Source organism: Duganella sp. GW821-FHT07F09, from assembly GCF_059418705.1.
Genome location: NZ_JBWKQJ010000014.1, coordinates 34,894 through 49,016, shown reverse-complemented (window position 1 = coordinate 49,016; position 14,123 = coordinate 34,894). Strand labels below are relative to the sequence as shown.

11 protein-coding genes are annotated in these 14,123 nt (G+C 63.2%); 4 read left to right on the top strand and 7 right to left on the bottom strand.

Annotation, left to right across the window (positions count from 1 at the left end; translation table 11 throughout):
- Positions 1–9: 9 nt before the first annotated feature.
- Complete coding sequence (locus AC07P1_RS29180; RefSeq protein ID WP_494699128.1) at positions 10–1,650, bottom strand: ShlB/FhaC/HecB family hemolysin secretion/activation protein; 1,641 nt, start codon at positions 1,648–1,650, stop codon at positions 10–12.
- Positions 1,651–1,974: 324 nt separating this feature from the next.
- Between AC07P1_RS29180 and AC07P1_RS29175 the strand changes: the two genes are divergently transcribed.
- The gene (locus AC07P1_RS29175; RefSeq protein WP_494699127.1) at positions 1,975–2,850 is read left to right on the top strand and encodes a transposase; all 876 of its coding nucleotides are present in this window, start codon (positions 1,975–1,977) and stop codon (positions 2,848–2,850) included.
- On the opposite strand, the gene AC07P1_RS29170 is transcribed toward AC07P1_RS29175, so the two are convergent.
- The 6 genes from AC07P1_RS29170 to AC07P1_RS29145 form a co-directional block, all read right to left on the bottom strand.
- Positions 2,847–3,569, bottom strand: coding sequence for an ABC transporter ATP-binding protein (locus AC07P1_RS29170; RefSeq protein WP_471705688.1), 723 nt, complete (start codon positions 3,567–3,569; stop codon positions 2,847–2,849). The two genes, AC07P1_RS29175 and AC07P1_RS29170, sit on opposite strands and share 4 nt — an antisense overlap.
- A gap of 11 nt (positions 3,570–3,580) precedes the next feature.
- Positions 3,581–5,530: a branched-chain amino acid ABC transporter ATP-binding protein/permease gene (locus tag AC07P1_RS29165; protein WP_494699126.1), complete on the bottom strand. Its 1,950-nt coding sequence runs from the start codon at positions 5,528–5,530 to the stop codon at positions 3,581–3,583.
- A 3-nt stretch (positions 5,531–5,533) separates the two neighbouring features.
- Positions 5,534–6,424, bottom strand: a complete 891-nt coding sequence (locus tag AC07P1_RS29160; protein ID WP_494699125.1) for a branched-chain amino acid ABC transporter permease — start codon at positions 6,422–6,424, stop codon at positions 5,534–5,536.
- Positions 6,425–6,507: 83 nt separating this feature from the next.
- Positions 6,508–7,665 carry an ABC transporter substrate-binding protein gene (locus tag AC07P1_RS29155; protein ID WP_363502706.1) on the bottom strand — a complete coding sequence of 386 codons (1,158 nt, stop codon included), beginning with the start codon at positions 7,663–7,665 and terminating at the stop codon, positions 6,508–6,510.
- Between the two features lie 235 nt (positions 7,666–7,900).
- On the bottom strand, positions 7,901–8,422 hold the full coding sequence (locus AC07P1_RS29150) for a tetratricopeptide repeat protein (protein ID WP_494699124.1): 522 nt from the start codon (positions 8,420–8,422) through the stop codon (positions 7,901–7,903).
- 23 nt (positions 8,423–8,445) lie between these two features.
- Positions 8,446–10,446 (bottom strand): bifunctional 2',3'-cyclic-nucleotide 2'-phosphodiesterase/3'-nucleotidase, encoded by a 2,001-nt coding sequence (locus AC07P1_RS29145; RefSeq protein ID WP_494699123.1) that lies wholly within the window; start codon positions 10,444–10,446, stop codon positions 8,446–8,448.
- A gap of 279 nt (positions 10,447–10,725) precedes the next feature.
- On the opposite strand from AC07P1_RS29145, the gene prfB reads away from it, so the two are divergent.
- The 3 genes from prfB (at position 10,726) to lysS (ending at position 14,097) form a co-directional block, all read left to right on the top strand.
- Positions 10,726–11,830, top strand: a protein-coding gene (gene prfB / locus AC07P1_RS29140; RefSeq protein ID WP_143067986.1) for a peptide chain release factor 2 whose coding sequence is annotated in 2 segments (ribosomal slippage) — positions 10,726–10,806 and positions 10,808–11,830 — 1,104 coding nt in all. Because the reading frame shifts where the segments join, the coding sequence is not laid out codon by codon here.
- A complete protein-coding gene (locus AC07P1_RS29135; RefSeq protein ID WP_494699122.1) occupies positions 11,831–12,529 on the top strand; it encodes an HAD family hydrolase in 699 nt (232 codons plus the stop codon).
- Positions 12,530–12,555: 26 nt separating this feature from the next.
- Positions 12,556–14,097 carry a lysine--tRNA ligase gene (lysS, locus tag AC07P1_RS29130; protein ID WP_494699121.1) on the top strand — a complete coding sequence of 514 codons (1,542 nt, stop codon included), beginning with the start codon at positions 12,556–12,558 and terminating at the stop codon, positions 14,095–14,097.
- Positions 14,098–14,123: the final 26 nt, after the last annotated feature.

Here is a 14,123-nt window from a genome sequence, read left to right as displayed (position 1 = left end):
CGCGTGCGATTAATACTGGTAGTTCAAACTGAAGCCGCCGGTGTTTGAGGCGGTGCGAAAACGGTCGGGCTTGCGGATCGGCCGCCCGATGAAGATATCGATCTGGGCGCCGCCAAGCTGGCTGCGCCAGCCCAGGCCGCCGCCGGTCAGGCTGGTGCCGGCCAGCAAAGCGGCGCGCTCGCCGCCGACCTCGCCGTGATCGAGGCCGAGGTATAGCTGGTTCCAGCCGTTGACCGACCAGCTCAATTCGTTGCGCAGCAGCCAGCCGCGGTCGGCCGACAGGCTGCTCTCGCCGTCGAAGCCGCGCACGGTGTAGCGTCCGCCGATGGCGAAGCGGTCCTGGGGAATCAGGCGGTCGCGTGCCCACTGGCCGCGCCAGTTGGCCTGGTATTGCAGCTTGGCCGCGCCCAGAGTGAACGGCGACGTGAAGCTGGCGTCGGCGCTGACGATGGCCGGGCGCGCGGTACCGTCGCCGAACTCCTCCTCCGGCGCCGCCAGCGTGCCGAACATATGCGTGCCGCGCTTATAGGTCAGCGCGCCGTCCAGCGTGGCCTCGCCGACGAACTCCTTGTGCGACAGGCTCAGCTCGTAGCCGCCCATCTGGCGCCGCTGCACCTGCACCTCGGTATCGTCGATGAAGTTGTTGCTGCGGCGCTGATACAGGCGCAGCGCGCCCGTGGTCTTGCGGGCGGCGTCGCGGTACAGCACGCGGGCGGCCTTCAGGTCGACATTGCCGCTGGTGCCGCTGTAGATGTAGTTCTGATTGGCGCCGGCGATGGACTGGTAGTAACGGTAGTGGCTGGCATTGAGCGACAGCAGCCAGTAACCGGCCGGCATCGAATAATGCAGCGCGTAGTTGCGGGTGCCATGCTCCGATTCGGCGCCGCCGGCCGGCAGGTCGCGGTTGGCGCTGAAATACATCAGCTCATGCCAGCCGAGTACGTTGTCCAGCGACACGGTGGCGCCGCCCTGGTACTTGCCGGTGGACTTGCCGCCGCTGTCGTCCGCCGACAGGCTCAGGCGCACGGGGAAGGCCTGGCGCCACTTGATCAGCAGATCGCTGTCGCCGGGCAGGTCGCCGGGAACGATATCGATGTCCGCCTCGGCGGTCGGCACCCGCTTGAAGTTCTCCAGCGCCTGTTCGATGTCGCGCAGGTTGAGGATGTCGCCCGGCGAAGCGGGCACGGCGTTGCGCCACGACGGTCCCGCCTTATCGGCCGGCGCGGCGAAACGGATGGCGCGGATGCGGCCGGGCACCACCAGCAATTGCAACTGGCCGCCCAGCAAATCCTGCGGCGCGGCCAGCACCCGGGTGGTCACATAGCCGGCCGCGACGAGCGCGTTCTGCACCTTGCCGATGACGGTGTTAATGCCGGCGCTGCCCAGGCAGCGGCCGACGGCATCGTCGGCCGCCTTGAGCGTCCATGCGAACCGGGCCGCGCCCTCGCCTGCCAGCGTGATCTCCCGGATGGGAAAGCAGGGCTTTTCATCGGCGGGATAGATGGCCCCGGCCAACGCGGGCGCGCGCGGCAGACGCACGTCCGGCCGCTTTTCCTCGGCCTGTTCGGACTGCGCACGCTCGCGCTGCTGCTGGCGCTGCAATTGCTGCGCGCTCAGCTCGGTCGGCGACTGCGCGCGGGATGGTGCCATGCTGCACAGCACAAATATGCTGCACGACAACTGGAAAAACGACTTCATTTGTTGCCTTATGGAATTATTTATTGCGAATTATATAGATGCATTTTCCACCAGGCAATCAAAAATGTTGCATGATTGCGATATATTTTAGTTAGTACAAATATAATTCCGTGTTTTAATTTTAATTCTCACCAATTCTCACATAACATTAATTGATATTCTAACCAACCAAAAAAGTAACTAAAAACCCCGGGGGTCAGTGCCGACATTCGGACAAAATTGAACCAAATTGAGACTGCTCAGTTGGACATTCGGCGAAAAAGCTACCATCGGAAGATGACCCGACCTCTCCGACTCGAATTTGCAGGCGCCCTCTACCATGTGACGTCCAGAGGCGATCGAAAGACGGTGATCTTTCGGGACGATCTCGACCGTGCGCGGTGGCTGTCCATCCTCGATCTCGTATGTACACGCTACAACTTGCTGGTGCTGGGATATTGTCAGATGACAAACCACTATCACCTGGTCCTGGAGACAACCGAGGGCAACCTGTCACAGGGCATGCGACAACTGAACGGCTGGTACTCCCAATATTTCAACCGTCGTCACGATGTCGTGGGGCACCTGTTTCAAGGCCGTTACAAGGCGATTTTGGTGCAGCGCGAGGCGTACTTGTTGGAACTCACCAGATACGTGGTTTTGAATCCGGTGCGCGCAGGCTTCGTTTCGTCCCCGGATGCCTGGCGGTGGAGCAGCCACGTTTGCGTGATGGGAACAGTCCCCGCCCCCGCGTGGCTGGATACTGTTTCCATACTTCGGCAGTTCGGGAGGGATCGCGTTTCGGCGCGGGGCGCCTACCACCGCTTCGTTATGGCGGGAATAGGCCGAGAGAGTCCGCTTAAAAACACCCGGCATCAATTGCTGCTCGGCGACGAAACGTTCGTGGGCGAGACCCAAGACATCGCACGGCAGGAGAAATTTCTCGCCGTCGCCAAAACGCAGCGTCGTGCCGTGAGCCTGTCCCTGGAGGAATATCAGGTGCGGTATCCGGACCGGAATGAGGCCATGGCACACGCCTACCACTCCACCGCCTACACGATGGAACAGATAGGGGCCCACTTCGGCGTTTCGTCGAAGACAGTCAGCAGAGCGGTGAACGCGCGCAGACGGATCAGCCCGTGTCCGAATGTCGGCACTGACCCCGGGGGTTAGTGGCCGCCGCCGAGGTAGGCGGCGATCACTTTCGGATCGGTTTTCAGGCTCTCGGCCGGGCCGTGCACGGAGATGCTGCCGTTCTCCAGCACGTAGCCGTAGTCGGCCACGTTCAGCGCGGCGGCGGCGAATTGTTCGACCAGCAGCATCGTCACCCCCTCGGACTTCAGCCGCAGGATGATGCGGAAGACCTCCTCGACCAGAATCGGCGCCAGTCCCATCGACGGCTCGTCGAGCAGCACCACGTCCGGGTTGAGCATGATGGCGCGCGCCATCGCCAGCATTTGCTGCTCGCCGCCGGACAGGGTACCGGCCAGCTGCCCCTGCCGCTCCTTCAGACGCGGGAACAGCTCCAGCGCCTTTTCCAGATCGTGCTTGATGTCGCCCTTGGGGCGCGCGCGCGTGAAACGCGGGAAGGCGCCGAGCAGCAGATTGTCCGTGACCGTCATCGAGGCGAACACCCGCCGCCCCTCCGGCGAATGCGCCAGGCCGGCACGGGCGATCCGGTGCGAGTCGAAACCGGTGATGTCCTTGCCATCCAGCGTGACCTTGCCGCCCTTCGGCTTGATCATGCCGGAGATGGCGCGCATGGTGGTGGTCTTGCCGGCGCCGTTGGAACCGATCAGGGTCACCAGCTTGCCCTTGGGGACGTCCAGCGAAATGCCGTGCAGGACTTCGACTTTGCCATAGGCGGCGTGCAGATTGGAGATCGATAGCATGTCTGTCCTCGTTAGTGTGCCGCCGGCGCCGCCGTGCCGCCGTGTTCTTCGCTGCTGCCGCCCAGGTAGGCTTCGATCACCTTCGGATCGCTTTGCACCGCCGCCGGCGCGCCCTCGGCGATCTTCTGGCCGAAGTCCAGCACCGTGACGGTGTCGGACAGCGCCATCACCACGTCCATGTGGTGCTCGATCAGGATGATGGTGATGCCGTGGTCCCGGATCTTGCGGATGATCGCCATCAGCTCCTTGATGTCCGGCGCGGTCAGGCCGGCCGCCGGTTCGTCCAGCAGCAGCAGGCGCGGACTGAGGCCGAGCGCGCGTCCGATCTCCAGCAGCCGCTGTTTGCCGTACGGGAGGTTGCGTGCTTCCTCGTTGGCCATCGGCGTCAGGCCGACGAACTCCAATATGCTGGCGGCGCGGTCGCGCGCGGCGCGCTCCTCGCGCTTATAGCGCGGCGTTTGCAGCATCACATCCAGCACATTCGACTTGAAGGTGTTGTGCAGCCCCACCAGCACGTTCTCGGTGGCCGTCATCTCTCCGAACAGCTGCACGTTCTGGAACGTGCGCGCCACGCCGCCCAGCGCGATCTGCGACGGCGTGCGGCCCGAGATCACCGCGCCCGAGAACTTGACCTGGCCGGCGGTCGGCTTGTAGATCCCCGTGAGCACGTTCATCATCGTGCTCTTGCCGGAGCCATTGGGTCCGATCAAACCGTGCACGGAGCCCTGGATCACGTGCATGTCGACCTGGTTGAGCGCCTTGAGGCCGCCGAACTGCATTAGGATCTGGTTCACGTCGAGCAGCGTTTCGCCGGCGTTGCCACCCTTGGCGCGCGCGAACGCTTCCGCGCCGCTGGCCTCCACCGCCTTGGCGTGCACCGCTCCCCTGCCCAGCAAACCTTTGAGGAAGCCGACGATGCCGTCCTGCAGATAGTAGACGACGAACAGCGTCATCAAGCCGAAGATGGTCAGTCGCCAGTCGACGATGTTCTCCAGCTTGAACGAGAAGGCGGCCATGCCGATCGTCGCCACCAGCGGCACCAGCACGCCGCGCAGGGTGGCGCGCTTTTTCGCCAGCATCACGGCCGAACCGGCCACGCCCAGCACGGCGGCGATGACGGCGATCTTGCGGAACAATTCGATGTCCGCCAAAAGACTGGGCAGCATGACGACGATCAGCGCGCCGATCAGCGCCCCGGAACGGGTCTTGCGGCCGCCCATGATCACGGCCAGCAGGAACAGGATGGTCAGCTCGAAGTTGTAGGTGTTGGGCGAGATGTACTCCTCGGAGTACGCATACAGGCTGCCCGCCAGCCCTGCGAATCCGGCGCTGATGATGAAGGCGTAGACCTTGTAGCGGTAGACCGAGACCCCCATGCAGTCCGAGGCGATCGGGCTGTCGCGCAGCGCTTCGAAGGCGCGGCCAAGGTTGGACTTCAATATCCGGTGCACCACGATCAGCGAGACCACCATCAGCGCGGCGCACATGTAGTAGTACTCGACTTCATCCAGCTTGTGGCCGAAGACCTCCGGTTTGGACAGCTTCAGTCCCATCGGCCCTTCGGTCAGGAAGGTCATCTCGTTGATCAGGATCTGGATGATGGTGCCGAAGGCCAGCGTCACCATCGCCAGATAGGGTCCCGTCACGCGCAGGGCCGGCAGCGCCAGCACGGCGCCGAACAGCGCCGCCCCCAGCACGCTGGCGGGAATCGCGATCCAGAACGGCGCGCCCAGTTTGAACACCAGCACCCCGGTCACATAGGAGCCGATGCCGAACAAGCCGGCGTGGCCGAGCGACACCTGCCCGGTGTAGCCGACCACGATATCGAGGCCGAACAGCAGGATCGCGTAAATCAAAATGGTTTCAAACAGATGGATGTAGTACGGGTTGGGGATCAGCACCGGATACAGCGCCAGCACCGCCAGACCCACCACGCTTGCCGCGACGATCGTCTTGTTCATGGGTCAGACCTTTTTAATGGCGGCTTTGCCGAACAGGCCGGACGGCTTGATCGCGAGTACCAGGAGCAGCAGCAGCAATCCCGGCACGTCCTTGTAGCCGGTCGAGATGTAGTAGCCGGCCGTCGTTTCCGTGATACCCAACAGCAGGCCGCCGACGATGGCGCCGACACCGGAGGTCAGCCCGCCGATGATGGCGACGGCGAAGGCCTTGAGTCCGAGCGAGGCGCCCATGGTGGCGCCGGTCAGGGTCAGCGGCGCCACCAGCACGCCCGCGAAGGCGGCGGTGGCCGACGACAGCGCGTACGAGAAGGTGATCACCATGCTGGTGTTGATGCCCATCAGCCCCGCCGCGTCGCGGTCGTTGGAGGTGGCGACGACGGCTTTGCCGTAGATCGATTTGCGGTTGAAGATCTCTACCGCCGCCATGATGGCGAGCGCGCCGACGATCACCGCCACCTGCATCGGCTGCACGTTGGCGCCGAAAATCTGGAACGGCGTGGAGCTGAGCGGCGACGGGAACGTGAGGTCGTCCTTGCCCCAGATGTTCTCGGCGACGTTCTTGAAGATGATGGCCAGCGCGATGGTCGACATGATCCAGCCGAACTCCGACTTGATCTTGATCGCCGGCCGCACACCTATCCATTCGACGAACATGCCTTGCAGCGCGCCGAAGATGATCACCAGGGGGATCATCAACAGATAACTCATGTAAGGGCCGCCGTGGATGGTGCCGACCAGGCTAAGGCCGACCAGCGCGCCGAGCATCAGCGATTCGCCCTGGCCGAAGTTGAGCGTGCCGGAGGTGGCGAACGTGAGCTGGTAGCCGAACGCGATGACGGCGTAGATCATGCCGAGCGCGATGCCGCTGAATATCAGTTGTAACAGGATTTCCATGATGTCCACCACGGTGAGGAACACGAGAAAAAGGCCAGGCTTGAACGCTCAAGACTGGCCGGTGACGATGCGCCTTGCTTGCCTTACTTGACCGGAACGACTTTGCCGTCCTTGACTTCACCGAAGACGGTGATGTCAGCGGTGATGGCCTCGTGGTTATCCTTGCTGAATGGTTTGTTGTACGACGTGACGACGCCGTCGATCTTCTCGTTGAGGTTTTCCAGCGCGGCCTTGATCTTCGGGCCCTCGGTGGAATTGGCCTGTTTGATGGCGGCGGCCAGCAGGTAGATCGAATCGTAGCCCTGGGCGGCCGATACCGGCGACGGCATGCGCCCTCCCGGCGGATTGTAGGCCTTCACGTAGGCGTCGATGAAGGCTTTGCGCTTGGGCGTGGTGGGCTCCTGGATGAAGGTTTGCGGCATGCGGGTGCCGTTGCCGTTCTTGCCGGCGTTGTCGATGAAGTTCCCCATCGAGAGCGTCCAGCTACCGATCATCGGCACCTTCCAGTTCAGCTTTTCCATGCCGTTGGCGATCTGCGCCAGCTCCGGGCCGATGCCGTAGGTGAGCACCACCTCGGCCCCGGCCTGCTTGGCCTTGAGCAGCTGGGCGGTCATGTCGACGTCCTTGATATTGTATTTTTCGGTGGCGACGGCCTTCATGCCCTTTTTATCGAGCGCCTTTTCCAGATCCTCGCGGCCCAACTGGCCGTAGTTGGTGGAGTCGGCCAGGATGGCGACCTTCTTGAACTTGCGGTTGTCGACCGCCTCCTGAATGATCATCTGCGACTGGATCTGATCGTTGGCGGCGTTGCGGAAGATGTAGTTCTCCGGCTTGTCGGCGAACTGCTTGGTGATGATCGAGCCGGTGGCGACGTTGTTCATCACCGGGATCTTGGCTTCCTGGTAGAAGCGCTGCGACGCCAGCGCCACGCCGGTGTTGATGTAGCCGACGGTGGCGACCACCTTTTCCTTGTTGATCAGTTCCTGGGCGATCTGCACGCCGCGTTCCGGTTTGGCTTCGTCGTCACGCTCGACGATCTGCAGCTGGCGGCCCAGCACCCCGCCCTTGGCGTTGATGTCGGCCACGGCCAGCTTGACGCCGTCGCGCATGGAGACGCCCATCGGCGCCGAGCCGCCGGTGAACGGACCGGCCACGCCGATCTTGATGGGGTCCGCCGCCATGGCGGAAGAAGAGAAACCGAGTACCAATGCAGCGGCCAGCAAATTCAGTTTGAAATCCATTTGTCATCTCCTGTTACAACGTTTTTATAGTAGTCGTACGCTGGAAAACGGGCTGGAAAGTTGCCCCCATCGATGGGTCATTGTAGGGGAGACAACGGGGGCCAGCAACAGATACATGTGCGGCATTGCAGCACGCGCGCCGCGATGCGCGCGGCCCGCCGCCTGTAAGCAAGCAGTAAGGAAGGATGGGGAGAAGATGACGGCGAAGGATGACGACACCCCGCGCCGTCGGATGCTACATGCCGCCGGTGGACTTCTGCTTCAAGGCGCGGTTGGCGAACCGCATCTGCGTCTCGGCCAGCGCTTCGTTCCGTTCGAAACCCATGGAGCCGTCGCGCAGGCCGATGGCCATCGCCATCACCGCGTCCGGGTATTCAAGATCGGCGGCCTTTTCGATCAGGCGGCGCGCGGCCTGTTCGTCGCGCTTGACGCCGTCGCCGCTCAGATAAAGGTTCGCCAGCGCGAACATCGCCGCCGGCATCTGGCGGTTGGCGGCGAACTGCAGCCAGTGCGCCGCGGCCTTGGCGTCGCGCGGGACGGACATGCCGTTCTGGTACATCATGCCGAGATAATAGGCGGCTTGCGGATCGCCGGCCTTGGCCGCGCCGGAGAACAGCGAGAACGCCTTCGGCAGATCGACACTGGCGCCCTGGCCGCCGCGCAGGTACAAGCGCGCCTCGTCCACCGGGGCGGCGCAAGCCGGACCCACGCCCGCCCCCACCACCAGCAACGTCAGGACGGCACAAATTTTTCGCATGACAGGCACCATGGGTCCTCCGCTCATTTCGACAAGTCGATGGCGTACAGGGCAAAGCCCTTGCCGCCGCCATCATCCGGTTTAATCTGCGAGACCGACGTCACGCCGGCCTCCCTCGCCAGTTCGATCATATTCGGCGGCGCGTGGAACACCACCGCGCCCTTGGTCGCCACCGGGACGAAACGCCAGCTTCGCGTCGACCCGTTGCGCGCGCGGGTCAGGGTCTTGACCTGCTTGATATAAGAGATCAGCACATCGCGGCTGCTGTCCGGCGCCGAGATTACCGTCTTGCCGCCATCGAGTCCAGGGAAATTGCCGCCGCCGCTGGCGCGGTAGTTGTTGGTCGCGATCAGGAATTCCTGCGACGGGGCGACCGGCGCACCTTTATAGTGCAGCGCGACGATGCGCTGGCCCGTCGGCTTGGTCACGTCGATCCGGTAGCTGACGTCGGCGCTGGTCAGCATGTCGAAGTTAAAGCTCGAGAACGAGGAATTGACCAGCTCCTGCTGCGCGCCGCTGGCGGGATCGATGCGGTTGAAGCGCTCGGCGGCTTTTTCCAGCCATGCCTTGAGCCCGGCGCCGTCCAGCTTCACCGCGTGCAGCGCGTTCGGATACAGATACAGGTCGGCCGCGTTGTTAAGCGCCACGCCGCCCGCCTTGACGTCGGTGTAGTCGCCCACGCCCGCAGCGCCGGCCTTGAACGGCGACGCCATCGACAGCACCGGCAAGCCCGCGTACTTCGGCATGCTGGCCTTGACGTAGTTCACCACATAATCGGTCTGCGCCTGGTTCACCAGCTCGATGGCGCTGACGTCGCCGACATCGGCGAAATAGGACGACATGCGGAAGTCGCTGGTGCCGATCGGCGCCCGCACGTAGCGGATGGTCGCCTCGTGCTCGGCGGCGATCAGCGCGCCGACCGCGGGATCGGCGGCGACGTAGCTGCGGTCGGCGTTGCGCGTGCCGCGCGCTTCGACCGTGGTGCGGGTCTTATCGACGATCCAGGCCTTGCCGTCATATTTCAACCGCAGGCCAATCACGCCCAGGTGCTTGCCCCACAGGCTGGCCATCACGGCCGGCACGCCTTGCACGGTGCCCGCCGCCTTGTCCACGCCGGGCAGATTGAACGAATCGACGGTGCTGGCCGCGTTGGGGAACTGCTGGTGCGCGTGCCCGATCAGCATCGCATCGACACCCGGCACCTGCGCCAGATAGTAATTGGCGTTTTCCATCTCCGGCGTGTACGGCGCGCCATCAAGGCCGCCGTGCGAGATCGCCACCACCAGATCGACGCCCTGCGCGCGCATTTGCGGAATGTACTTCAACGCCGTTTCGCGCACGCCTTCGGCATAGACTTTACCTTCCAGCCAATGCTGGTCCCACGACAGGATGCCGGGCGGCGCGAAGCCGATGATGCCGACCTTGATGGTGGCAGTCACCGGTTTGCCGTCCGGGCCTGTGGCGGCGATCTGGCGCTTGAGGATGCTGTACGGCGCGAACAACGGCTGTTTGGTGCGGGCGCTGTAGATATTCGCCAGCACGATCGGGAAGGCGGGACCGGCGCAGCGCGGCGCGTCGGCGGCGACACCATCGACCTCGAAATGGCTGCCGGTGACCTGGTTCAGGTACGCCAGGCCGTAATTGAATTCGTGGTTGCCGATGCCGGCGCCGTCGACGCCCAGTAGATTCATGGCCTTGTAGATCGCCGGCGGCTGGTCGCAGCCGACCGGGGAGACCAGCGCCTGATAGTCCGCCAGCGCCGTGCCTTGCAACGCGTCGCCGTTATCGAGCAGCAGGTTGTTGGGGAATTCGGCGCGCGCCTGCTTGATCAGCGTTGCGGTGCGCTCCAGCCCTATCGACGGATCGGCCTTCAGCTTGTAGTAATCGTAACCGAGCACGTTCGCGTGCAGGTCCGTCGTCTCCAGCAGCGCCAAAGTCGCCTCGGTGCCCGCCGGCGTCGCACCGGGCCGCGGCAGGCTGGCGCAGCCGATCAGCAAAATGGGCAGGACGAGGGACGCGCGCATAGATGTCAATGGTTGGACTGGCAATGTTTTGGGCCGGAAAACGGGGCGCGAAGCGTATTTCTTTGCATCAACACACGCCGCCGAATGGGTGCATATTTTATACCGCCTGTGACTGAAATGTCAGTATTTTACAACTAGACCCCGACTGCCGGTATGCAAGAGCCGTGCCCACAAGCATGTTACGTGGCGCTTTTCCCTGGCGCGGACAGACAAGCGCCCGGCAACACCCCTCATCCGGTATAATCCAAGGTTTGATTTCAGCCTAGAAAAGAAGAAAACATGGAAGCCGAACGCATCAACGCCCTCTCCGCCCTGCTCGCCGATCTGACCACGCGCGAAGCCGAACTACGGAGGTATCTTTGACTTCGATAAAAAGTCAGAGAAACTCGAACAAGTAAACGAAGAACTGGAAGACCCGACGGTCTGGAACGACCCGAAAAAGGCCCAGGACCTCGGTAAAGAGAAAAAATCGCTGGAGGCGATCGTCAGCGCGCTGACCAAGGCCGACACCGATCTCAAAGACATGAGCGACCTGTTCGCCATGGCCAAGGAGGAAGGCGACGACGACACGCTCGAAGCGCTGATCGCCGACGCCGAGGAAGTACGCAAGGTCATCGAAGGCATGGAGTTCCGCCGGATGTTCAACAATCCGATGGACCCGAACAACTGCTTCATCGACATCCAGGCCGGCGCCGGCGGCACCGAAGCCCAGGACTGGGCCTCGATGCTGCTGCGCCAGTATCTGCGCTATTCCGAACGCAAAGGCTTCAAGGTCGAGATCATGGAGCAGTCCGACGGCGAGGTGGCCGGCATCAAGACCGCCACCATCAAGGTCGAAGGCGACTACGCCTATGGCTTCCTGCGCACCGAGACCGGTGTGCACCGCCTGGTGCGCAAATCGCCGTTCGACTCGGCCAACGGCCGACACACGTCGTTCACGTCGCTGTTCGTCTATCCGGAAGTGGATGACTCGATCGATATCGAGATCAATCCGGCCGACCTGCGCATCGATACCTACCGCGCGTCCGGCGCCGGTGGCCAGCACATTAACAAGACCGATTCCGCCGTCCGTCTGACGCACGGCCCGTCCGGTATCGTGGTGCAGTGCCAGAACGACCGCTCGCAGCACCGCAACAAGGCCGAGGCGATGGAAATGCTGAAGGCGAAGCTGTACGAGATGGAGCTGCGCAAGCGCATGAGCGAGCAGCAGAAACTGGAAGACTCCAAGACCGACGTCGGCTGGGGGCACCAGATCCGTTCCTACGTGCTCGATCAGTCGCGCATCAAGGATTTGCGCACCAACTTCGAGACCGGCAACACCAAGGGCGTGCTGGACGGCGACCTGGACGACTTCATCTCCGCTTCGCTCAAACAAGGCGTATAAATGACTTCTTCATCGCAGCGCGCGTTCATCTTCGATATGGACGGCACCATCGTCGACAACATGGCCTTCCACACCAAGTCGTGGCTGGCCTTTTTCGAGCGTCGCGGCCACACCTTGGACCCGGACGCGTTTTTCCGCGACACGGCCGGCCGCCAGGGCCATGAAATCATGCGCACCTACCTGGGCGACCACCTGACCAAGGAAGAAAGCGCGGCGCTCGATTTTGAGAAGGAATCGCTGTACCGCGAGCTGTACGCGCCGCACCTGGCCGTGACCAAAGGCTTCGACCTGTTCATCGCCGCCGCCAAAAGCGCCGGCATCAAACTGGCCGTGGCCACCGCCGCGCCGAACGAGAACATCGCCTTCACGCTCGACGGCCTGGATCTGCGCAAGCAGTTCGACGCCGTCGCCGGCGCGGCCGATGTGGCGCGCGGCAAGCCCAATCCGGACGTGTTCCTGCTGGCCGCCGAGCGCGCAGGCGCCCTGCCCGCCAACAGCATCGTCTTCGAAGACGCGCCGCTGGGCGTGGAGGCGGCCCGCCGCGCCGGCATGCGCGCGGTGGTGCTCACCACCACCCTGCCCGCCGAGGCCTTCGCCGAATACGACAACGTCATCGCCGTGGCGCGCGACTTCAGCGAGCTCGATATCGAGGCGCTGTTCGCGTCCGAGCCGTATGTGGACACCGCGGCCACCAACTAATCATCACCTCAACCTAGAAACAGACCATGACTACGGATCTTCAAGAACAAGCAGGCGCATCAGCCACCCCGCCCGACGAAAACAAGATCATCGCCGAGCGCCGCGCCAAGCTGGCCGCCCTGCGCGAACAAGGCGTCGCCTTCCCGAACGACTTCAAACCCCAGCACAAGGCGGCCGACCTGCACGTGCAATACGGCGGCAAGTCGCGTGAAGAGCTGGAAGCCGATCCGGTCACCGTGGTGCTGGCCGGCCGCATGATGCTCAAGCGCGAAGCCGGTAAAAAAGCCGCCTTCGCCACCTTGCAGGACGCCTCCGGCCCCAAGGCCGACGGCCGGATCCAGATCTACGCCACCCTGGACCTGACCGGCGAAGCCGCGATGGCCGCGCTGCACCACTACGACCTGGGCGACATCCTGGGCGTGGTCGGCACGCTGTTCAAGACCAAGACCGACGAACTGACCATCAAGGTCAGCGAGCTGCGGCTGATCACCAAGTCGCTGCGCCCGCTGCCGGACAAGTTCCACGGCCTGGCCGACCAGGAGACCAAGTACCGCCAGCGCTACGTCGATCTGATCATGAACGAGGAAACGCGCCGCACCTTCAAGGCGCGCACCGCCGCCATCTCGTCGATGCGCCGTTTCATGGAAAAGAACGAGTTCATGGAAGTGGAAACGCCGATGCTGCACGCCATTCCAGGCGGCGCCTCGGCCAAACCCTTCATCACCCACCACAACGCGCTGGACATGCAGATGTATCTGCGTATCGCGCCCGAGCTGTATCTGAAACGGCTGGTCGTGGGCGGCTTCGACCGCGTGTTCGAGATCAACCGCAACTTCCGCAACGAAGGCGTGTCGATCCGTCACAATCCTGAATTCACCATGATGGAGTTCTACGCGGCCTACACCGACTACACCTGGCTGATGGACTTCACCGAGGCGATCATCCGCCAGGCCGCCATCGACGCCCACGGCACCGCGACCCTGACCTACGGCGGCAAGGAACTGGACCTGGCCAAGGCCTTCCACCGCCTGACCATCGTCGAAGCGATCAACAAGTACGCGCCGGGCTACACGCCGGAGCAGCTGAACGATCCGGAGTTCATCAAGAAGGAATTGCTGAAGTTCGGCGTCAAGCCGTTCGCCACCGCCGGTCTGGGCGCGCTGCAACTGGCGCTGTTCGAGGAGACCGCCGAATCGCAGCTGTGGGAACCGACCTACATCATCGACTACCCGGTGGAAGTGTCGCCGCTGGCGCGCGCCTCCGACACCCGCGAAGGCATCACCGAGCGCTTCGAGCTGTTCATGGTCGGCCGCGAGATCGCCAACGGCTTCTCGGAGTTGAACGACGCCGAAGACCAATCGGCCCGCTTCCTGGCCCAGGTCGCCGCCAAGGACGCCGGCGATGAAGAGGCGATGTTCTACGACGCCGACTACATCCGCGCGCTGGAATACGGCATGCCGCCGGCCGGCGGTTGCGGTATCGGCATCGATCGCCTGATTATGATCATCACCGACTCGCCAAATATCCGCGACGTGCTGCTGTTCCCGCACCTGCGCCGCGAAGAGTAATCGCTTCGCCAGGACCGCCCCTCCGG